The 21,344-nt window shown below is 72.7% G+C and carries 17 protein-coding genes; 11 read left to right on the plus strand and 6 right to left on the minus strand.

From position 1 onward, the window contains the following. Window positions 1-161: 161 nt before the first annotated feature. Together ACNKF0_RS01115 and ACNKF0_RS01120 are read left to right on the plus strand one after the other, a co-directional pair. A complete protein-coding gene (locus ACNKF0_RS01115) occupies window positions 162-1,028 on the plus strand; it encodes an AAA family ATPase (RefSeq protein ID WP_416955119.1) in 867 nt (288 codons plus the stop codon). Beyond that, the gene (locus ACNKF0_RS01120) at window positions 1,025-2,404 is read left to right on the plus strand and encodes a vWA domain-containing protein (protein WP_416955120.1); all 1,380 of its coding nucleotides are present in this window, start codon (window positions 1,025-1,027) and stop codon (window positions 2,402-2,404) included. The genes ACNKF0_RS01115 and ACNKF0_RS01120 overlap by 4 nt, the downstream gene beginning before the upstream one ends. Window positions 2,405-2,535: 131 nt before the next feature. On the opposite strand, the gene ACNKF0_RS01125 is transcribed toward ACNKF0_RS01120, so the two are convergent. The 3 genes from ACNKF0_RS01125 to ACNKF0_RS01135 are packed head-to-tail and all read right to left on the minus strand — an operon-like array spanning window position 2,536 to window position 5,244. After that, on the minus strand, window positions 2,536-3,861 hold the full coding sequence (locus ACNKF0_RS01125; protein WP_416955121.1) for a hypothetical protein: 1,326 nt from the start codon (window positions 3,859-3,861) through the stop codon (window positions 2,536-2,538). Further along, complete coding sequence (locus ACNKF0_RS01130) at window positions 3,858-4,805, minus strand: hypothetical protein (protein WP_416955122.1); 948 nt, start codon at window positions 4,803-4,805, stop codon at window positions 3,858-3,860. The genes ACNKF0_RS01125 and ACNKF0_RS01130 overlap by 4 nt, the downstream gene beginning before the upstream one ends. A 4-nt stretch (window positions 4,806-4,809) precedes the next feature. Further along, window positions 4,810-5,244 carry a hypothetical protein gene (locus tag ACNKF0_RS01135; protein ID WP_416955123.1) on the minus strand — a complete coding sequence of 145 codons (435 nt, stop codon included), beginning with the start codon at window positions 5,242-5,244 and terminating at the stop codon, window positions 4,810-4,812. Between the two features lie 201 nt (window positions 5,245-5,445). Between ACNKF0_RS01135 and ACNKF0_RS01140 the strand changes: the two genes are divergently transcribed. Next, window positions 5,446-6,963 (plus strand): potassium/proton antiporter, encoded by a 1,518-nt coding sequence (locus ACNKF0_RS01140; protein ID WP_416955124.1) that lies wholly within the window; start codon window positions 5,446-5,448, stop codon window positions 6,961-6,963. 57 nt (window positions 6,964-7,020) lie between these two features. On the opposite strand, the gene ACNKF0_RS01145 is transcribed toward ACNKF0_RS01140, so the two are convergent. Both ACNKF0_RS01145 and ACNKF0_RS01150 read right to left on the minus strand, forming a co-directional pair. After that, window positions 7,021-7,524: a LytR C-terminal domain-containing protein gene (locus ACNKF0_RS01145; protein ID WP_416955125.1), complete on the minus strand. Its 504-nt coding sequence runs from the start codon at window positions 7,522-7,524 to the stop codon at window positions 7,021-7,023. Beyond that, window positions 7,521-7,820, minus strand: coding sequence for a type II toxin-antitoxin system VapB family antitoxin (locus tag ACNKF0_RS01150; protein ID WP_416955126.1), 300 nt, complete (start codon window positions 7,818-7,820; stop codon window positions 7,521-7,523). Before ACNKF0_RS01150 ends, ACNKF0_RS01145 begins: the two co-directional genes overlap by 4 nt. A 70-nt stretch (window positions 7,821-7,890) precedes the next feature. Here ACNKF0_RS01150 and ACNKF0_RS01155 point away from each other — a divergent pair, with 70 nt between their 5' ends. Continuing rightward, window positions 7,891-9,522 (plus strand): helicase HerA-like domain-containing protein, encoded by a 1,632-nt coding sequence (locus tag ACNKF0_RS01155; RefSeq protein ID WP_416955127.1) that lies wholly within the window; start codon window positions 7,891-7,893, stop codon window positions 9,520-9,522. A gap of 175 nt (window positions 9,523-9,697) precedes the next feature. On the opposite strand, the gene eccCa is transcribed toward ACNKF0_RS01155, so the two are convergent. Continuing rightward, a complete protein-coding gene (gene eccCa, locus ACNKF0_RS01160; RefSeq protein WP_416955128.1) occupies window positions 9,698-13,696 on the minus strand; it encodes a type VII secretion protein EccCa in 3,999 nt (1,332 codons plus the stop codon). Window positions 13,697-13,787: 91 nt separating this feature from the next. Between eccCa and ACNKF0_RS01165 the strand changes: the two genes are divergently transcribed. The 7 genes from ACNKF0_RS01165 (at window position 13,788) to ACNKF0_RS01195 (ending at window position 21,313) form a co-directional block, all read left to right on the plus strand. Then, entirely contained in the window at window positions 13,788-15,188 is a 1,401-nt protein-coding gene (locus tag ACNKF0_RS01165) for a hypothetical protein (protein ID WP_416955129.1), read from the plus strand. Window positions 15,189-15,328: 140 nt separating this feature from the next. Next, window positions 15,329-15,640: a WXG100 family type VII secretion target gene (locus ACNKF0_RS01170; RefSeq protein ID WP_179618679.1), complete on the plus strand. Its 312-nt coding sequence runs from the start codon at window positions 15,329-15,331 to the stop codon at window positions 15,638-15,640. Between the two features lie 37 nt (window positions 15,641-15,677). Further along, a complete protein-coding gene (locus ACNKF0_RS01175) occupies window positions 15,678-15,968 on the plus strand; it encodes a WXG100 family type VII secretion target (RefSeq protein ID WP_172257656.1) in 291 nt (96 codons plus the stop codon). Window positions 15,969-16,116: 148 nt separating this feature from the next. Beyond that, the gene (eccD, locus tag ACNKF0_RS01180) at window positions 16,117-17,499 is read left to right on the plus strand and encodes a type VII secretion integral membrane protein EccD (RefSeq protein ID WP_416955130.1); all 1,383 of its coding nucleotides are present in this window, start codon (window positions 16,117-16,119) and stop codon (window positions 17,497-17,499) included. A 16-nt stretch (window positions 17,500-17,515) separates the two neighbouring features. Then, window positions 17,516-18,940: a type VII secretion protein EccB gene (locus ACNKF0_RS01185; RefSeq protein ID WP_416955131.1), complete on the plus strand. Its 1,425-nt coding sequence runs from the start codon at window positions 17,516-17,518 to the stop codon at window positions 18,938-18,940. A 35-nt stretch (window positions 18,941-18,975) separates the two neighbouring features. Continuing rightward, window positions 18,976-20,211, plus strand: coding sequence for a S8 family serine peptidase (locus ACNKF0_RS01190; protein WP_416955132.1), 1,236 nt, complete (start codon window positions 18,976-18,978; stop codon window positions 20,209-20,211). A gap of 34 nt (window positions 20,212-20,245) precedes the next feature. Beyond that, complete coding sequence (locus ACNKF0_RS01195) at window positions 20,246-21,313, plus strand: sugar phosphate nucleotidyltransferase (RefSeq protein WP_416955133.1); 1,068 nt, start codon at window positions 20,246-20,248, stop codon at window positions 21,311-21,313. Window positions 21,314-21,344 lie beyond the last annotated feature (31 nt).

Here is a 21,344-nt window from a genome sequence, read left to right on the forward strand (position 1 = left end):
GGCTGTTCCTTTCGTGGGGGTTCCGGTGCCCCGGGTTCGGAGCCGCTCCCAGCCCGGATGGGAAAGTTGTACAAATGTTTATACAGGTTGTTGAGGTCGCGTCCCGGAGCAGCCCGCTGCCGCTGCCGCTGGGCCGTGGCAGCGGCCGCTACGCTCGCCCGGTGACGACCTGGTTCGAGTCCCCGGACGACGCCGCGGCGCGGTTGCGCGAGACCGGCTACCTCACCGACGACGCCACGGCGCTGACGGCGTACCTCGCCGGGGCGCTGGAGAAGCCGCTGCTCATCGAGGGCCCCGCAGGCGTGGGCAAGACCGAGCTCGCCAAGGCGGTCGCCCGGGCGACGGGGGCGGAGCTGGTGCGGCTGCAGTGCTACGAGGGCCTCGACGAGGCGCGGGCGCTCTACGAGTGGAACTACAAGAAGCAGCTGCTCCGGATCCAGGCGACCGGCACCGACCAGGCCTGGAGCGAGACCCACGACGACATCTTCACCGAGGAGTTCCTCCTGACCCGCCCGCTGCTGGGCGCGATCCGGCGCGACGAGCCGACGGTGCTGCTCGTCGACGAGGTCGACAAGACCGACATCGAGGTCGAGGGGCTGCTGCTCGAGGTGCTCAGCGACTTCCAGGTGACCATCCCCGAGCTGGGCACCGTCACGGCCACCCGGCGTCCGTTCGTGGTGCTGACGTCCAACGCCAGCCGTGAGCTGTCCGAGGCGGTCAAGCGCCGCTGCCTGTTCCTGCACCTCGACTACCCCGACGCCGAGCGCGAGCGAGCGATCATCACGAGCCAGGTGCCGCAGCTCGACGAGAGGGTCGTCGCCCAGCTGGTCGACGTCGTCGTACGCCTGCGCGAGCTCGAGCTGAAGAAGGCACCCTCGATCGCCGAGTCCGTGGACTGGGCGCGCACGTTGATCGCGCTCCAGGTCGGTGACCTCGACGAGGCCACCGTCGCGCGCACGCTCGGGGTCGTGCTCAAGCACGCCTCGGACCAGCAACGTGCGATGAAGGAGCTGAAGCTCCCGCGATGAGCCTGCTCGACACCCACATCGGCTTCGTCGAGGCGCTGCGCTCGGCCGGCCTCTCGGTGTCGCTGGCCGAGGGCCTCGATGCGATCAGCGCGCTGGAGAAGGTGCACTGGCACGACCGCGAGACGGTGCGCGCCGCCTACGCCGCCACGCTCGTGAAGCGTCAGCCGCAGCGGGTCACCTTCGACGCCGTCTTCGACATCTGGTTCCCGCGGCTCGTCGGCAGCGGCGTCGCCGGTGACGGGCTCGAGCCGGCGTCGGGCCCGCAGGACACCGGGCCCGACCTCGAGCGCTTCCGCGAGGCGCTGGCCGACGCCCTCGCCTCCGGCGACGGGCAGGCCCAGGACGGTCGGACGTTGCAGGACCTTGCAGTCGAGGCGGTCGCGCGCTTCGGGGCGATGCCCGGGCGCGGACCGGGCCTGTCGAGCTGGTCGGCCTACACCTCGCTCCAGCGGGTGTCACCCGGCGAGCTCCTGGACCGGCTGGTGCAGGGGCTGCTCGGCGAGGGACTCGACGACGAGCAGGCACAGCGGGTGGCCGGACGCCGGATCGGTGAGTTCACGCGTCTGGTCGAGGGCGATGCCCGGCGTCGCATCGCCGAGGAGAAGGGGCCCGCGCACGTCGCCGACGTCACCGTCCGGCCCACCATCGACCGGCTCGACTTCACCGCCGCCCGTCGCAGCGACCTCGAGGAGATGCGCCGCGAGATCTACCCGCTCGCCCGCCGGCTCGCTGCCCGGCTCACCAAGGAGCAGCACGCCCGCCGACGGGGCCCCCTCGACGTACGCCGCACCGTGCGCGCGTCGATCGCGACCGGCGGGGTGCCGCTGACGACCCACCACCGCCCCAAGCGTCCGCACCGCACCGACCTGGTCGTGCTCTGCGACGTCAGCGGATCCGTGGCGAACTTCGCGCAGTTCACCCTGATGCTGGTGTTCGCGCTGCGGGAGGCGTTCAGCGGCGTGCGCGCGTTCACCTTCGTCGACGACGTCGTGGAGGTCAGCGACAGCTTCCGACCGGGGGCCGACGTGGTCGAGGTGATGGACTCGCTCGCCGGGCGCATCTCCCAGGCCGCGCTGTGGGGGCGCACCAACTACGGGAGGGCGCTGACGCGGTTCGCCGAGGAGCACCCCGACGCAGTCGGGCCGCGGTCCTCGTTGCTGGTGCTGGGCGACGGCCGGTCCAACTACAGCGACCTCGCGCTGCCGGTGCTCGGCGAGCTCGCCGGCCGGGCGCGCCACGCCTGGTGGCTCAACCCGGAGCACCCCCGCCACTGGGGCACGGGCGACAGCGCGGCCGACCGCTACGGCGAGATCGTCGCGATGGTGGAGTGCCGCAACCTCGCCCAGCTCGGCGAGTTCGTGCACGGGATCGTCTGAGCAGGCGCCTCAGCGTCATACGTACGGACACCTACAGGTGCAGATTCGTCGGACGCAGCCGAGCCGGACGCCCGTACGTCATCCCAGGGCGCACCCATCGGTGCGGATCCGTATGACGCTCAGCCAGAGCCTCAGCCCGCGAGGAACCCCAGGTCCTGCAGGCGGCTGATCTCGGCCCGCAGCTCGGGGTGCGCAGCCGTGTCGGCGGCCCGGGCGCCGGCGACGTAGAGCTGGGTGCCCTCGGCCCCGGCCGCGTCGAAGACCACCGTGAGCCGGTTGGCGATCGAGGCGTTGATCAGCGACCCGAGCAGCACCACCGGGTCGGAGCGGTCCTCCAGCGACAGCACCCGGGTGGCCTCGGGGATCCGCGGCACCTGCGCGGACGGGGCGCCCGCGGTGACGACCTGGTCGACCACGAAGCGCGACGAGCGGGCGGTGGCGGCGATCTCGGCGGCGATCGCGCCCCCGGCAGCGGAGCCGACGAGCATCACGCGGGCGTCGTCGTCGGTGACCGCCTTCTCGATCGCGCGCACCACCTGGCCGGCCGACGTGGTCGGGTCGGCGCCGACGAGGCGCAGCCGGCCCGTGTCGTGGGTGAGCGAACCCGGGAGGTAGGCGATGTAGCGGCCGGCACCGACGCGCTGCACGCTGATCCGACGGTCCTCGGCGAGGAGGTTGGCCATCAGCTCCTCGAGCGAGCGGGGCGGCGTCGCGGTGGTGCTGTCGACCTCCGTCTCCGGCGCCTCGACCTCGACGAACGACCCAGCGGAGTCGCGGAAGGCCGACACGGCGTCGGCCGGGAACGGCTCCACGCCGATCGCCCGCAGGCCGCCGCGCGCCGCGTGGGCGCCCTGGTCGGACGCGAGCGCCCCGGCGGTGAGGAGCGAGCGCATGTGCAGGCCGTCGAGCAGGCCACCGCCACCGGAGAGATGGTCCATCAGCTCGGGGTTGTTCTCGGCGAGCTCGCTCAGGTAGGCCGTGACGCCGTCGCGGTCGAGCGTGTCGGTCTCGATGAGCCCGGCGCTCACGATCGCGCCGCCGAGCGCGACCTCGGGGGCGAGGTAGCCGATCGCGCGGCCGGCGATGGAGCCGAGCGTCTTGTACGCCGCCTCCTGCAGCTCGTCGATCCAGCGGTAGGTGAGGACCGTGGCGCGTACGACGAGCGCGTCGGCGTCGAGCTCGACCGAGCGGGTCAGCAGCCCGCTCTTGCCGGTGGTGGCGGCCCGGATGTCTTCCTCGGCCTGCCGCCAGGTCGCCCTGGACAGCTCGCCCGAGTCGACGACGTCGTCGTCGCCCAGGATCTCGCTGCCCAGTCGGGCGCGGGTGCGCATCTCGGTGCCGGAGCTGTCGAACAGGTCGGCCAGCGCCAGCATCTGGTCGTACTTGTCGGCTGCGACCGAGGCGGACGACGCGTCCGGTGGACCGTCGTGGGTGCGGGGGATGTCGAGACCACTCATGACGGGATGTCCTCCGGAGCGGTGACCTGGGCGAGCACGGGTGCCAGCTCGGTGGCCAGGTCGTCGGGGTCGACGCGGGTGACCGCGACGCGCGCGCCGTCGTCGTGGCGGGGGGTCAGGGAGTGCCAGCCGTCGCGGAGCAGCACCCACGACACGACTCCGACCGACGTGGTCTCGCGTTCGGACACCTCGGCGGCGAGGATCCGCATGCGACCGCGACCCTCGGTGTGCACGGCCGACACGGCGTCGACGGCCTCGGGGCCGCTGATCTCCCGGCCGTCGGCGAGGACGATCCCGTCGGACTGGCCGACGAGGACGGGCACGAGGTCGGACCGGCCGGAGCGCAGCGCCTCCCCGACGGAGTCGGCGAGTGCGTAGGGCACGTCGAGCCGGGCCGGCACGTGGGAGGTGCCGAGCGGCAGGTCCTCGGGCGGGGCGGTGACCCGGGCGAGCTCGGTGGTCCACTGGTCGACGGGGAACCACGCCAGCTCGAAGACGATGCCGTCGCAGGTCGAGAGGCTGGCGACCGCGCCCCCGGACTGGCGGTGCCAGGCCTTGACCTGCGTGGTCCCGGCCGCGACGTCGATGTCGAGGGCGAGCCGCGGTGTCGCGAGCAGGCCGGCCGCTCCGACGATGCCGGGCTCGGCGCCCGCATCGGTCACCAGGCCGCGGCGGCGCAGGGTGTCCTCCGGGTCGTGGAGCGTGCGGAGGGCCTCGGCGTAGGCGGAGTCCTCGGCCGAGCCCCGGCTCTGCCCCAGCCGCCCGGAGAGCGAGCCCGCGTCGGCGACGTCGTCCCCACCGTCGGGCAGGTCGAAGGGAAGCGGCGCGCCGCCGGCGAGCTCGGCGACCAGGCGGAGCTCGGGCAGCGTCAGCGCCAGGCGCCGGGCCATCGCGTCGATGAAGCTGGTGGGCGGCGGAGGAGGTGTGGTCAGGTCGATGGTCACCATGTCAGAGTCCCGGGAGCGTGACGGTCAGCCAGTCGCGGTGACCGGCCGGCGGAGGGTCGAAGGCCAGCAGAGCGGCGTCGGTCTCGTCGGGCTCGGCCGGCGCACCGTCCGGCCCCGTGGCGTGGCTGGCGCGGGTGCGGGCGTCCTCGACGAGCCCGGTGGCCTTGTGGGCGCGTTGGTCGATCGCCTCCTTCAGCGAGTCGACCTCCGTGAGGTGGTGGGCGAGCGAGTCGGCGGCGGTCTCGTGGTGGGCGGCGGCGATGCGCAGGTGGGCAGCCCGCTCCTTGACCCGCTCGCGCATCGCGTCGGCGGCCTTGCCGCGCCAGGGCACGGCCTCGGCCTGGGAGACGAGGCGGGCGGCCAGGGCCCGGATGTCGCCGCCCTGCTCCCGGAGCTGCGCGACGCGCTTGCGGCCCGCGGCGGTGTCTCCGTACATCGATCACTCCCTCTCTCGTCCGGGGACGCCTACCCGGTCGGGCGGATCGCCAAACGTCCCCTCCCGGCACGCGATTGTGCCGCAGGCGACCCCGCGGCGCACCGGGCGGACCGTCCGTCCCCCACGACGCGGCCGGGGCGCCCCCGAGCGGCCGATAGGATCCAGTGGCCCTGCAACCCGAAGCGCCGCCCAGAGGTGTGCATGACGTTCGACGTCCACCAGCTCGACGAGTTCGTGCTGGTCGGCGCGGTCGTGACCCTGGCGGCGATCCTCGCGGTGCGGGTCTCGGCGCGCGCCGGGCTGCCGTCGCTGCTCATCTACCTCTTCATCGGCGTGCTGCTGGGGGAGGGAGGGCCTTTCGGCATCCCGTTCGACGACGCCCAGCTCGCCCACGCGCTGGGCTTCGGTGCCCTGGCGGTCATCCTCGCCGAGGGTGGTCTGACGACCGACTGGCGACAGATGCGCTCCAGCGTCGCCCTCGGGCTCTCGCTGGCGACGATCGGAGTGGCCGTGTCGGTGGCGCTCGTCGCCGTCGGCACCCACTACCTCCTCGGGCTGCCGTGGGAGCTGGCGATCCTGCTGGGCGCCATCTGCTCGCCCACCGACGCGGCGGCGGTGTTCTCGGTCCTGCGGGCGCTGCCGCTGCCCAAGCGCCTCACCGGCGCGCTGGAGGCGGAGTCGGGGCTCAACGACGCACCAGTGGTGGTGCTCGTGGGGATCATCTCCACCGGCGCCGTGGGCGAGTCCGGGCTGCTGCGGACCAGCGGTCTCATCGTCTTCGAGCTGATCGCCGGCGGCATGATCGGGGTGGCGATCGGTTTCGCGGGGGCGTGGATCATGCGCCGGGCGGCGCTGCCGTCCTCGGGCCTCTACCCCCTCGCGGTGCTGTGCCTCGCGTTCACGGCGTACGGCGCCGCCTCGGCCGTGCACGCCTCCGGGTTCGCCGCGATCTACGTCGCCGCGCTGATCCTCGGCAACAGCGAGCTGCCGCACCGGGTCGCGACCCGCTCCTTCTCCGAGGGTGTCGCGTGGCTGGCCCAGATCGGGCTGTTCGTGATGCTAGGGCTGCTCCTGTCGCCCGGGCGGATCGACCTCGACACCGTCGTGCAGGCACTGGCGACCGGTCTTGTCCTCACCCTCGTGGCCCGACCGCTGTCGGTCCTGGTGAGCAGCATCGTGCAGCCGATGGGCCCCCGCGACCTGGCGTTCCTGTCGTGGGCCGGCCTGCGCGGTGCGGTGCCGATCGTGCTCGCAACGATCCCGCTGGCCGAGGGCGTGGCGGGCGCCGAGGACCTGTTCGACATCGTCTTCGTGATGGTCGTCGTCTACACCCTGCTGACCGGCCCCACCCTGCCCTGGGTGGCCCGGATGCTCGGCGTCGCGCGCCGTTCGGAGCCGCGCGGCCTCGACGTGGAGGCCGCGCCCCTCGACCGGGTCGCCGCCGACCTCCTGCAGGTGACCATCGCGCCCACGTCGAAGATGCACGGCGTCGAGGTCGGCGAGCTGCGGCTCCCGCCGGGAGCCTCGGTCTCCCTGGTCATCCGGTCCGGCGAGGTGCTCGTGCCCGAACGACGTACGGTCCTGCGGCACGGCGACGACCTGCTCGTCGTCACGCCGCGCAAGCTGCGCGACGCCACCGAGTCGCGCATGCGCCAGGTCTCCGACAACGGCCGGCTCGCCCAGTGGGTCGGCGACCCGTCGCGCCGTCCCAAGGACTGAAGAACTGAGTCAGTTCTTCGTCGCGCGGCGGAGGTCAGGCGGTCGGGCTGCCCGGGGTCACTCCGAGCCGGTGGCCCGGCACCAGGTCGCGTCGGCCTCGGCGACCACCGACTCGACCTGCTTCTTCTTCAGCGACTGGAACTTCTCGCCCACCACGACGACGACGCCCGGTCCGAGGGCGTCACCCTCGACCACCTTCGCGCGCTTGAACTGCCGCTTGACGAGGACCACTGCCGGGTTGGTCGGGTCGGAGGACCAGATCTGGGTGGTGGCCGCCGGCAGCGGCGAGTCGCCGACCGTGCCCTCGACGAAGCCCCGCTCGGTGAGCTGGGCGCTCGTGGCACCGGCCAGCCCGCTGCGCTTGCTGCCGTTGAAGACGCTCACCACCACCTGGTCGCGGCGCACCTCGGACCCGGCGGACACGGTCGCGTCCTCGCAGATCGCGACCGGCTCGTCCTCCGGGAACGGCTCGGTGAAGGCGGCCCAGCCCCACACCGCGGCGACCACCAGCAGCACCGCGAGGACGGTCAGGGTGAGCGCCGACTTGGCCGCCCCGGTCATCCGTCGGCCGCCTGGTGGACCCGGGCATGGAGCACGCTGCGTTGCTGGAGAGCGGCGCGGAGGGCGCGGTGCAGGCCGTCCTCGAGGTAGAGGTCGCCCTTCCACTGCACGACGTGGGCGAACAGGTCGCCGTAGAACGTCGAGTCCTCGTCGAGGAGCGTGTCGAGCCGCAAGGTGTCCTTGGTGGTCACCAGCTCGTCGAGCCGCACCTGGCGCGGGGGCAGGTCGGCCCAGCCGCGCGAGTCGAGCCCGTGGTCGGGGTAGGGCCGGCCGTCGCCCACCCGCTTGAAGATCACGGCGGTGATCATAACGACGCCGCCCCGAGGGGCCTCGTCGTCGCCTCCCTGCGTGGCTAGGCTCGCCGGCATGAGCGAGACCCCTGAGGCCCAGCCGGCGGCGGCGACCGACCCGATCACCGACCCGATCTCGGACCCGATCTCGGCGGCGGTCGCGCCCGGCTACCGGTTCGAGGGCGAGGCCCTCGAGCTCGGCGGCCTGATGCTCGACGCGGAGAACCTCAGCGACGTACGCATCCGCATCCCGCTCGCGATGCTCAACCGTCACGGCCTCGTCGCCGGCGCCACCGGCACGGGCAAGACGAAGACCCTCCAGCTGCTCGCCGAGCAGCTCAGCGCCCACGGGGTGCCGGTGTTCGCCGCCGACATCAAGGGCGACCTCTCCGGCATCAGCGTCCCGGGCGAGCCCAGCGACAAGCTCACCGCCCGCACGTCGAGCGTCGGCCAGGAGTGGGCGGCGACCGGCTTCCCGACCGAGTTCTACGCGATCGGCGGCCAGGGTGTCGGCGTACCCGTCCGCGTCACGATGAGCGCGTTCGGTCCCACCCTGCTCGCGAAGGTGCTGGGCCTGAACGAGACGCAGGAGTCCTCGCTCGGCCTGGTCTTCTACTACTGCGACAAGCAGGGGCTGCCGCTGCTCGACCTGGCCGACCTGCGTGCGGTCCTGCAGTACCTCACCGGAGACGCAGCCGGGAAGGCCGAGCTCAAGACGATCGGCGGCCTCTCGCCCCAGACGGCCGGCGTCATCCTGCGCGAGCTCGTCGCCTTCGAGGCGCAGGGCGCCGACGTCTTCTTCGGGGAGCCGGAGTTCGAGACCAAGGAGTTCCTGCGCACCGCCGAGGACGGACGCGGCATCGTCAGCCTGCTCGAGCTGCCGAACCTCCAGGACAGGCCGGCGCTCTTCTCGACGTTCCTCATGTGGCTGCTCGCCGACCTCTTCCACGACCTGCCGGAGGAGGGGGACCTCGACAAGCCCAAGCTGGTCTTCTTCTTCGACGAGGCGCACCTGCTGTTCAACGACGCCTCCGACGCCTTCCTGGACCAGATCGCCCAGACCGTGCGACTGATCCGGTCGAAGGGCGTCGGCGTCTTCTTCGTGACGCAGTCGCCCACCGACGTGCCCGACGAGGTGCTCGGCCAGCTCGGCTCCCGCGTCCAGCACCAGCTGCGCGCCCACACGCCCAACGACGCCAAGGCGCTCAAGGCGACCGTCAACACCTACCCCAACAGCGCCTACGACGACCTCGGTGAGGTCATCACGTCGCTGGGCATCGGCGAGGCCGTGGTCACGGTCATGAACGAGCGCGGCGCCCCGACCCCCGTCGCGTGGACGCGCCTCCGGGCGCCGGAGTCGCTCATGGACCCCGCCCCCACCGCGGACATGGAGGCGGCGGTCGCGGCGTCGCCCCTCACCGCGAAGTACGCCGAGGCGATCGACCGCGAGTCCGCCCGCGAGGTGCTCGCCAAGAAGCTCGAGGAGGGCGCCCGCAAGGCCGCGGAGGACGCCCGGGTCAAAGAGATGGAGCGCGAGCAGAAGAACGCGCGGGTCACCGAGAAGTCACAGTCGTCCTCCCGGCGGTCCACGCCGAAGGAGGAGGACAGCATGATGGAGAGCGTCGTGAAGTCACGGGCGTTCAAGGACTTCATGAGCACCGCCGCCCGCGAGATCGCCCGCGGGATGTTCAAGAGCGGCCGCCGCTGACCCGTCGTCCGAGCGGTGTCGTACGACGCCCGCGGAGCGGTGGGTGACGCACGTTCCGCGCGCCAGAAACCTGCCTCACGCACCGCTCGAGGGCGAGGACGGCCGGAGCGGTGTCTGACGCATGTTCTGGGCGAGGAAGACCTGCCTCACGCACCGCTCGAGGGCGAGCGGCGGGTCACATGGTCGGGTCGAGCCAGGCGAGCTGGGCGGTCTGGGTGCCGCCGTCGCGGGTGACGACGCGGGCGCGGCCCTCGGGCGCGGGCTGCGGACGGATGTTGCCGATCAGCACGCCCTCGTCGCGGGGGCCGGACAGCATCACGCCGGGCATCGCGAGGTCGCGCAGCGACTGGATGACGGGCTCGTAGAGCGCGCGGGACGCGCCACCCGTACGACGTGCCACGACGACGTGCAGGCCGACGTCGCGCGCCTGGGCCATCAGCGGCTGGAGCGACGACACCGGTGAGGACTGCGCGGTGGCGACGAGGTCGTAGTCGTCGACCACCACGAACACCTCCGCGCCCGTCCACCACGACCGGCTGCGCAGCTGGTCGGGCGTCACGTCGGGGCCGGGGATGCGGCCCTCGAGGTAGCTCGCGATGTCCTTGAGCGTGGGCGTCGCCTGGGTCGCCGAGGTGAGGTAGTTGAGGAGGTACTCGTCGGGCACCTCGCCGAGCATCGAGCGGCGGTAGTCGACGAGCACGATCTGCGCTTCCTTGGGCGTGCGGGTGCGCATGATCTCGTGGACGTAGGCCCGCAGCAGCGCGCTCTTGCCGGACTGGCCGTCGCCGAAGACGAGCATGTGCGGCTCGGCGTCGACGTCGAGGCCGATCGGGGCGAGCTCCTTCTCGTTGATGCCGAGCAGGATGTGCTTCGCCGGGACGTTGCGGCGTACGGCGTCCACGCGGATCGCCTCGAGCGTGACCTTCTCCGGCAGCAGCCGCAGCTTGGGTCCCTGGGGGCCCTTCCACGCGGCGGCCACCCGGTCGATGAGGGCGTCGACCCCGTCGCCGAGGGTGTCGGCGCTGCCGTCGCCGTCGATGCGCGGCAGCGCGCCGAGGAAGTGCAGCTTGGACGGCACCAGGCCGCGGCCGGGACGGCCGACCGGGACGAGCGCGGCGACCTTGCGGTCGATCTCGGAGTCGAGCGGGTCACCGAGCCGCAGCTCGAGCTTGGAGCCGAAGACGTCGCGCATGGCCGCGCGGTAGTCGGCCCAGCGGGTCGAGGCGGTGACGATGTGCAGGCCGAACGTGAGGCCGCGCGCGGCCAGCTGCTGGATGTCCATCTCGAGGTCGTCGAACTCGGCGCGCAGGGTGCTCCAGCCGTCGATCACCAGGAAGACGTCGCCCCAGCCGTCGTCGGCGCGACCCTGCGTACGACGCGAGCGGTAGGTCTCGATCGAGTCGATGCCGTTCTCGCGGAAGTAGGCCTCGCGGCGGTCGACGATGCCCTCGACCTCGGCCATGACGCGGCGTACGACGTCTGGCTCGGATCGCGTCGCGACGCCGGAGACGTGGGGGAGCCGGGACAGCGGCGCGAAGGTGCCGCCGCCGAAGTCGAGCACGAAGAACTGCGACTCCAGCGGCGTGGTGACCAGCGCCATGCTCGTGACGATGCTGCGCAGCATCGTGCTCTTGCCCGAGCGCGGACCGCCCACGACGGCGACGTGGCCGGCGGCGCCGGTGAGGTTGAGCGTCATCGTGTCGCGGCGCTGCTCGCGCGGTCGGTCGACGGTGCCCAGCGGGATCACCAGGCCCGGCACGTTGCGCCACTGCGGCGAGGTGAGGCCCAGGTCGGGGCTCTCGACCAGGTCGGGCATGAGCTCGTCGAGGGTGTCGGGCACGTCGAGCGGCGGCAGCCAGACCTGGTGCGCGGCCGGACCCTTGCCGACCATCCGCGTCACGGCGATGTCGAGCAGCGAGGGCTGCTCGCCCTGCTGCTGCGCCTGCGGCGTCGCCACCTCGGCGACCTCCTCGGTCGGCTCGAGCGCCTGCACCTCCGAGATCGTGAACGGCAGGATGCCGCGGATGGCACCGCCCTCGTCGCGGGTGACCCGGGTGCGGCTCGACGGCGGCCCCGAGACGTACGCCGCCTTGAACCGCAGCAGCGTGGACTGGTCGGGCTTGAGGTAGCCCAGGCCCGGGACGGCGGGGAGCTCGTAGGCGTCGGGCACGCCGAGCACGGCCCGGGACTCGCCGGCGGAGAAGGTGCGGAGCCCGACGCGGTACGACAGGTGGGACTCGAGGCCGCGCAGGCGCCCCTCCTCGAGGCGCTGCGAGGCGAGCAGCAGGTGCAGGCCCAGCGAGCGACCGAGGCGGCCGATCGCGACGAACAGGTCGATGAACTCGGGCTTGGCCGAGAGCATCTCGGAGAACTCGTCGACGACGATGAACAGCGACGGCATCGGCTCGAGGGGCTCGCCGTTGGCGCGCGCCTTCTCGTAGTCGCGCACGGACGCGTAGTTGCCGGCGTCGCGCAGCAGCTCCTGGCGCCGCGTCATCTCGCCCGACAGCGCGTCCTGCATGCGGTCGACGAGGGTGAGCTCGTTGGCGAGGTTGGTGATGACGGCCGAGACGTGCGGCATGTCGGCCATGCCGGCGAAGGTCGCGCCGCCCTTGAAGTCGACGAGCACCAGGTTGAGCTGCTCGGAGGAGTGGGTCATGACCAGGCCGAGCACCAGCGTGCGGAGGAACTCCGACTTCCCGGAGCCGGTCGCGCCGATCACCAGGCCGTGCGGGCCCATGCCCTGCTGGGCGGACTCCTTGATGTCGAGGTGGATCAGGCCGCCGGAGTCGCCGATGCCGATCGGCACCCGCAGCCGGTCGCGGGCCGGTCGGGGGCGCCAGGCGGTCGCCGGGTCGTAGCTGAAGATGTCGCCGAGGCCGAGCAGGTCCATGTGGTCGGGCGTCGCCGAGGTGATGTCGACGGCGCCGCCGGCCGACGACGACTCGGCGCTCGCGGTCTTGAGGGGCGCGATGCGGCGCGCGAAGGCCTCGGCCGTGGCGACGTCGCACTGGTCGGCGAGGGCGCGGACCGGCTCGCCGCGCAGGCGCAGCGCACTGACCGGGCGCTTGCCGAGCTCGTCGGGCGCGTCGGCGAACTCGAGGCGGAGCCTCGTGGAGTCCTCCAGCTCGTCCCACCGGCTCGGCAGGTCGAGCAGCGTGACGCCGTGCAGGCCGTCGGGCGGGACGATGTGGTTGCCGGGAGGCAGGTGACCGCCGTCGATCACGAGCAGGATGTGGGGGGTGGCGGGACGCTCGTCGGCGCCGAAGCGGGGCCGGTCACTGAGGTCGGGCGGGAGCAGGCTGCCGAGGTCGTCCAGCGAGGTCGAGACCAGGCGCATCGGGCCGACCGCGTCGACCTCCCGGGTGCTCTGGGCGTGGGGCAGCCACTTGACCCAGTCCCAGTGGGTCAGGTTCTGCTCCGAGCTCAGCACCGCGACGATGAGCTGGTCGGGGTTCTGGAACGCCGTCGCGGAGCAGATCATCGCCCGTGCCGTCGAGCGCACCTCCTCGGCGTCGCCGCACAGCTCGATGCGGTCGAAGGCGCGCAGGTCGATCGACGCCGGCAGGTTGGGCTGGAGGCGGTGCACGACGAGCAGCCGGTGCAGGGCGGACGCGGCGGCCGGGTCGACCTGGTCGACCGGCGCGCTCTCCGGCGGCACGAGCTCGAGCGACAGCGGCTGCGAGCACAGGCCGTAGCGCACGTGCAGGAAGTTGTCGTCGGACGCGGTGTGCTCCCACAGCCGGGTGCGGTCCTCGGCCAGGGAGGGCAGCGCGGAGGGCTCGGGGTGGTGCCAGTTGAGCGCGCGGCGCTGCTGGTCGGCCGCCTCGCGCGCCACCCTGCGGATGTTGCTGAGGTAGCGCAGGTACTCCGTGCGCGAGCCGGTGACCTGCTGCGCCCGCTGCTTACGCTGCCGGTCGATCTGGACGATGATGAAGCCGAGCGTGGCGAAGAGGAACATGCCGGCCGCGAGGAAGCTGCGGCTCCGGTTGGCGCCTCCCATGGTCGCCACGAGCACGATGGAGCCGAGGCTGCCGAGCATCGGGATGGCGTTCATCAGCACGCCCCCGGCGCCCTCGCCGTCCTGCAGCTCGGGCGGCGGCTGCAGCACGATCTGGCCGCCCGGCATCTCCGGCTCGTCGAGCCTCTGGCCGCCCCGCAGTGTCGTGCTCAACGCATCCCCCAGTGCCGTGCCCGATGAAGTCGCCCCGATGATAGGTGCGCCTCCACGCGGGCCGCACCTGCGACTACCCTCCAGTGCAACGGTGCTCGACGGGGTGGTCGACGCGAAGGGGGAATCGGTGTCGGACGTCGCGATGTCCAGCAGTGCTGGCGCGACCATCGCGCTGAGCATCCACGGCCCGGCCGGGGTGCTCGACCTCGTGGTGCCCGCCGGCGCCACCTCGGTCGACGTGGCCCGCGAGTACGCCAAGCAGGCGGACGTGCCCGGCATCCCGCTGCTGCAGACCGCCCTCGGCGAGCGGCTCAACGCCGCCGTCCCGCTGGGCGAGGCCGGCATCCAGCCCGGTGACGTCCTGGTCGCGACGACCGGCGTGCACCGCCCGCGTCGGGTGACGCTGCTGCAGGCGGCCAAGAACGCTCCCGAGAGCCCGGCGCTCGCCGCGCTGATCGCCTGGGTCGCCGCCCTGGTCTCCCTGCTCGCCGCCTGGTACGCCGCTCGCGCGGGCGACGAGGTCGTCCGCACCGTCGCCGTCGGGTTGCTGCTCGCCTGCTCGCTCCTCGGCGTGCTCCCGCTCGGCCGCCACGCGCGGCAACGCCGCGCAGCCCCGGCCTTCGCCGCGGCCGCCGCGTTCGCGGCCCTCCACGAGCCGGGCATCCACCTGCTCCCCGCCATCATCGGCGCCGCCGGCATCGCTGCTGCGGTCGTCGCCGGGATCGGGCGCGCGCTGTCGGTCGACAGCGACGAGGTGGCCATCGTGTGGATCGTCAGCGGTCTCACCGTCTTCGCCTGCTGCGCCGTCCCGGCCATGCTGGGCTGGGACGCGCGGGTCGCGTGGACCCTGCTGGTCTTCCTGTCGATGATGGCGGCGCGCTTCGCGCCCTCGCTCGCGGTGGACGTGCCCGACGAGGCGCTGCTCGACCTCGACCGGCTGGCCGTCACGGCCTGGTCGGCCCGCGACACCCAGCGCCAGGGCCGCCGCGGTCGCATCGTCGTCGCCGGCGACGCGATGGAGCGCCTGGTGCACCGCGCCTCGCGCATTGTCACCGGTGCCGCGGCCGCGATCCTGGTGACGGTGCTCGTGGCCAGTCCGCTGCTGCTCCGCACCGCGACCATCGACCTCGACCGCATCGGCGCGCGCTGCCTCGTCTTCTTCGCCGGTTGCTCGCTGCTCCTCGCCGCCCGGTCCTACCGCCACGCCGCCGCGCGGGTCCTGCTGCGCCTCGCCGGCCTCGGGGCGCTGGTGTCCCTCGCGGTGCACCTCGTCGCCGGGGCGGGCGCGGGCCACGTCGACACCTTCTTCTACGTCACCGTCGCGCTCGGGGCCATCGCGCTCGCGGCGGCCGTGGCCACCGGCCGCGGCTGGCGGTCGGTGTGGTGGTCGCGTCGCGCCGAGGTCGCGGAGTCGCTGTGCGGCAGCTTCGCCTTCGCCGCCGCGGTCGTCGCGGCGGGCGTCTTCCGCCGCCTGTGGGAAATGACGTCCTGATGTTTAGGCGGAAAACGGCCGGGTAGATGCACGTCAGCGCGGGGGGCCGGGACGTCTCCCCGAGCACCGGATCACCAGTCCAGTGAGTCACCAACACACCAACACTCGGTCGGTTCGACCGCCGAGGGAGAAGGATCGACATGAGCGAGATGTACGGCCAGACAGAGAAGGCCCTCTCCAAGGGTGCCGACTTCGTCGACCAGGCCCGCGGCGACGTCAAGAACAAGTGCGGTGTCCTGTCCGGCAACATCCAGACCATGATGGGCGGATGGGGCGGCCAGGGCGCCACGGCCTTCAACAACCTGATGATCGCCTGGGACCAGAAGCAGGAGACCATCCTCAAGGCCCTCGACCAGCTCTCGGCCTCGATGAAGGAGACGGAGCGCGACAACGTCTCGACCGACGAGTCGCAGTCCGCCAACCACGCCAACCTCCAGGGCCGTCTCGGCTGACGCCGACACCTGAACTTCTGAGATCTAGGAGATCGACATGACTTTCGACGGAATCAAGGTCCAGCACGGCAGCCTCGACGCCGGTGCGGCCGACGTGATGAAGGCGGCCAAGGACATCGAGGCCCGCCTCGACCAGCTCGAGAACGAGCTCAACCCCCTCAAGTCGGACTGGAACGGTAACGCCAAGATGGCCTACGACCAGGCCAAGGCGAAGTGGGACCAGGCGATGACCGAGATGACCCTCCTGCTCCAGCAGGCCAGCCAGGGTGTCGACGCGTCCAACGCCGAGTACAAGGCGGCCGACGCCCGGGGCGCCAACCGCTTCTGAGCAGCGCAACCGTCCGAGGCCGGTCGTCCCTCCGGGGACGCCCGGCCTCGTGGCATTTCAGCGAGCGGCTTTCGCCTAGGCTGCTCCCCGTTCAGTGCTCCGGCCCCTCGGCCGACGCAGGTGCAAGGACAATCAGGGGGAAACACCAATGAGTCAGGGGTCCTCGGTCGCCTCGGGCCTGGTCCGGGTGACCATCGCCTCGGGATCTCGCCGGGTCGATCTCGTGCTGCCGGGGTCGATCCCGGTCGCCGAGCTCGTCCCGGAGCTCGCCCGCTCCGTCGGCCTGCTCGACGCCTCCACTGTCTACGGCGGCTACCGCCTGGTGACCCAGGAGGGCCGGATCCTGGTCAACAACGCCGGTCTGACGATGCAGGGCATCGAGGACGGCGGCCTGCTCACGGTCACCGCCGGTGTCGACGACAAGGCCCCCCGCGTCTACGACGACGTCGTCGAGGCGATGGCCGACGTCGTGGAGAACGAGCTCAAGCCGTGGGAGCCCGCAGCGGGACGGCGTACGGCACTCGGCGCGGGCAGCATCCTGCTCGGCCTCGGCGCCCTCGCCCTCCTCCTGCAGGGCGAGAGCGTGCTCGGCGGCGTCGCCGCTGCGGTGATCGCCGCTCTCCTCGTGGTCGGTGGCATCGTGCTGACCCGGGCGCAGGGCGAGCCGGAGGCCGGTGTCGTCGTCTCGTTGCTGGCCGCGCTCTACGCCGCCGTCGCCGGGCTGCTGCTCGCGCCCGGGGAGCTGCCCGACTGGAGCTGGCCGCTCGCCGACGCCTTCTTCGCCGACCCGCTGCTCTACGCCGGTCTGGGCGTCCTCGCCGTCGGCCTGGTCGCCGTGGTCGGCCTGCAGGACGGCCGGGCCCTGGTCATCCCCGCCGTCGTGGTCGGGGCGGTGATCGTGGCCGGCACGGTGCTCATCCGGGTCTTCTCGCTGGAGCCGTCGACCGTCGTCGTCGTCCTGCTCACCCTCGTCGTCCTGGCCGGGAGCATCTTCCCGTGGCTCGCACTCGGGGTGACCGGCACCAGCGTCGACCAGCTCTACTCGCTGCACGACATCACCGCCGACCCCGACGAGATCGACCCCGACGAGGTCGCCGACGACGCCCGGGTCGGGCACGAGATCCTGCTGGCCGTCTCGGCCACGGTCGGCACGCTGCTCGTCCTCCTCGCCCCGTTCGCGGTCGGGCGAGGCGTCTACGGCACCATCCTGGCCGCCGTGTGCTGCCTGGCGGTCATGTTCCGCACCCGCCAGTACCGCACGGGTTCGGAGGTCCTCGCCGGGCTCGTCTCCGGAATCCTCGGCCTGGTCTCGGTCGCCCTGTCGATGCTGCTGATCCACGACGACTGGCGCGCCGGCGCCGCGATCGGCCTGGCGGGCGTCGGCGCGGTGCTCCTGGCGCTGACGCTCGTACCGGCCTCGCCGTCGGTGCGCCGCGGTCGCATGGGCGACGTCGTCGAGACGATGACCCTGCTGGCGCTCCTCCCGCTGATGGTCCTCGCGGCCGGCTTCGTGTCCGCGGTGGCGGGCTGAGCGGGCGGGGAACCAGATGGCCACCAAGAAGGACCTCGTCGAGGCCCACGCCTTCAGCCGTCGCCGGCTCGTCACCGCCTTCGTCTCCGGCGCCCCGGGCGGCCGCGAGGTCGAGCCCGTACGACCCGGCCGCGTGCTCATCGGCGGCGTCGCCCTGTCGGTCCTGCTCCTGGCGGGCGCGGCGATCGCCGGCTTCCTGCTCGGACGCCCGCCCGCACAGTGGCTCGACGCGCCCAGCTTCGTGATCTCCAAGGACACCGGCGAGCAGTACGTCGTCCTCCGCGGTGGCGACGAGCCGATGCTCCAGCGGGTGCCCAACTACGTGTCGGCGCAGCTCCTGATCGGTGACGCCGAGCTCACGCCCTTCACCGTGCGCGACAAGTACATCCGCACCGTGCAGCTCGGCGAGGACCTCGGCATCGACGCCGCACCGGCCAGCCTCCCCGCGGCGGGCGAGCTGGTCGACGACGGCTGGACCGCCTGCACCGGCGCCGGGGTCGGCATCAAGCTCGCGGTGCAGCGCACGCCGACCGTCGAGGACCTTGCCGGCTCGGCGTTCCTCGTGCGCAGCGAGGGCACGACCTGGCTGATCGCCAGCGCACCGCCGGTCGGGAGCAAGCAGGGCAGCGCCTACCGCTTCCCCATGCCCGAGGACGAGACGCAGTCCTCGACGCTGGGCGACCGGCTCGGGTTCGGTGCGTCGGCGACCGAGGTCGACGCCGACTGGCTCAACCTGTTCCGGCTCGGCGAGCCCCTCGAGAAGGCGTCCTTCGGGGTCACCCGTCCCGGTGAGCGCGTCCCCTACGGCAGCACCGGCACCGACCTCTCGCGCTACCGCATCGGCGACCTGCTGCTCTCGAGCAGCGGCTCCTACTACCTGCTCGGCGACGAGAAGCCCGAGCGGCTCAGCGACTTCGCCGGCATGGTCTACGGCGTCGTCGAGCAGCCGGCGCAGGAGCTGCCCGGCGACCTCTCCGCCTCGTTCGGCGACCCCAGCACGCCCGCGGAGTGGCCCAGCGACGTCCCGCAGCCGGTCACCAACGGCGCGCTGTGCGCGGTGCTCCACCCTGCGGTCGGTGCCGACGCCACCTTCGGCCTCGCCACGAACCCCACCGGCGCGGCCGACCCCTTCGCCGCCGACGTACGCCCCGGCCGGCACGCGGTCGACGTCGAGCCCAGCGCCGGCGCCTACGTCCTCTCCGGCTCGGGCGAGGCCGCCGACTCCGGCACCCGCTACGTCATCGACCCCAAGGGCGAGAAGTACGAGCTGGTCGGGCCGGAGGTGCCCGACTTCCTCGGCTACGGCGACGTGGAGCCGCCGCTGGTGCCGAGCGCGTGGCTGGAGTTCTTCGAGCCGGGCGTCCAGCTGTCGACCAACAGCGCACGTCGCGTCTCCGTGGACGCCCCACCGGCGGACGACGCCGCCGCGGACGCCGGCTGATGACGGCACCGTCGACGGGTCGCCGACTGTCTCCGGTGCGCCGCCCACCCGTGCGTACGGCGCTCGCCGCGGGCCTGCTCGCGGCGTCGGTCGTGCCCCTCGGTGCGTCCCCGGCCGCCGCCGACCACGACGCCCCCTGCCTGGAGAGCGAGGGGCCGGGCTCCGAGCGCCTGGCCGACACCCACGCCAAGGACAACCCCGCCCTCGAGCGGATGCACGTCGAGCAGGCACAGGAGCTCGCCACCGGGCGGGGCGTGAAGGTCGCCGTCATCGACAGCGGGATGGTCGGAGTCGAGGGGCTCGACATCGCCGGTGGCGTGGCGATCGAGGGCGTCAACCCCGGCACCCGTCTCTCCGGCCACGGCACGATCGTCGCGGGGCTGATCGCCGGCCCCCGCGGGGTCGCCCCGGACGCCCAGGTCTTCGACGTCAAGGTCTACGACACCGACGACGCCGACTCCACCCAGGGCGAGCGGGAGCTGTCGTCGGCCGGCATCGCCGCGGGCATCGACGCCGTCGTCCGGGCGCAACCCCAGCAGCAGTTCGACATCGTCAACATCTCCCTCGCCGTCCGCGAGCCCGACCCGGAGCTCGAGGCGGCCGTCGCTCGCCTCGTCGACCTGGACGTCGTCGTGGTCGCCGCAGCCGGCAACGCCCCGGCCGAGACCCCCGGCTCCGGCTTCGAGGGCACGCCCGACAACGACGCCGACGTCTTCCCGGCCGACTACCCCGGCGTGCTCGCGGTCAGTGCGACCCCGCCCTTCGACGAGAACCCCAGCACCTACGTCCTGCCGAACCTCGACACCGACGTCGCCGCCCCGACCCTGGGGGCGATCTCGGCCAACGCCACCGGTCAGGTCTGCGTCCTGGACCAGGTCGCGACGTCGTGGGCGAGCGCCGAGGTCAGTGGGGTGATGGCCCTGCTCAAGCAGCGCTTCCCCCGCGAGACCGCCCCGCAGCTGGTCGCCCGGCTGCAGGCGACGACCGAGGGCGCAGGTGCCCTCGACGGTCCGGACGGCACGGCCGCGAACCCGTGGACCGGAGCAGGCGTCGTCCAGGCGCACGACGCGCTGACCCGTGAGATCAAGCCGGGCCGCCAGGGCAAGGTCGAGACCACCGTCCAGGAGGTCCGCGCCGACGCCCAGGCGCCGCCCGCGCCCGAGCGCATCGACCTCTTCGGCACCCCCCGGGCGATCCTGCTGTGGTCGGGGCTGGTGGCCGGGTCGCTGCTGGCGCTGGCCTTCATGCTGCGCCCGTTGCTGCGACGTTGACCCGGGACCGCCGGTCCCATGATGGAATCAAGCCATGCCTGACACCTCGGACGCGCCCGTCGCCGTCATCCTCGCCGGCGGCCAGGGCTCACGCCTGTGGCCGATCAGCCGGGACCGCGCCCCCAAGCAGTTCCAGCCGGTCGTGCGCGACCGCCCGCTGCTCACCGGCACCATCGAGCGGCTCAGCGAGATCGTCGACCCGAGCCGCATCCACGTCTCGACGCGCGCGCGCTTCGCCGACGCCGCCCGGGCAACGCTCGGCCCGGTGCCGCCGGAGAACCTGATCCTCGAGGAGGACCCGGCCGGTCCCGCGACGGCGTTCGCCCTCAGCATCGCGACGCTGTCGCACAAGTACGGCAACGCGCCGGCGCTGATCGCCCCCTCGGACCACCTGATCACCGAGGAGGACGCCTTCAACGAGGCGTCGCGCGACATGCTCGAGCAGCTCGACCGGACGCCCGAGTCGATGGTGGTGCTCGGCGCCGAGCCCACCCGCTTCGACCCGAGCCTGGGCTACATCCACACCAAGGGCGGCGACGAGGCCGTCCAGGTGATCGACTCCTTCCACGAGAAGCCCGACGAGGACCTGGTCGGCGAGCTCGGCGAGACGGGCAACCTGTTCTGGAACACCGCCTGCTACGGCGTACGGGTGGGGCGGGCGTGCGAGGCCTACCGCAGCGCGCTGCCGCTGATCTTCGAGTCGATCGAGCGCTACGCCCGCGGGGCCACGTCCGAGAAGGCCTACCGCGGCGCCGCCATCGGCGGGCACGAGATCTACCCCCTGATGTGGGCCGGGATGGAGTGCCTGGTCGTCCCGCGGCAGCTGGGGTGGACCGACGTCGGCACCTGGCCCCGCCTGGAGCGGGTCCTGCACGACCAGCGGGTCACCTCGATCGGTCCCGCGCTCCAGCTCGACGCCGAGGACACCCTGGTCGCCAGCATGGACGGCCGCCCGGTCGTCACGCTCGGCGCGCGCGGCCTGATCGTCGTGACCCACGAGGACGCCGTCTACGTGCTCGACCGCCAGAAGGCGCTCGACACCGGCATCCTCGAGCGGCTCCGCTCGCTCCTCGCGGCCAGCAGCCGCGAGGACCTCCTCTGACCGGTCCCCCGGACCTGCCGAACGACCGCCC

The sequence above is a fragment of the Nocardioides sp. T5 genome, from assembly GCF_048161455.1.
Taxonomy (GTDB): domain Bacteria; phylum Actinomycetota; class Actinomycetes; order Propionibacteriales; family Nocardioidaceae; genus Nocardioides.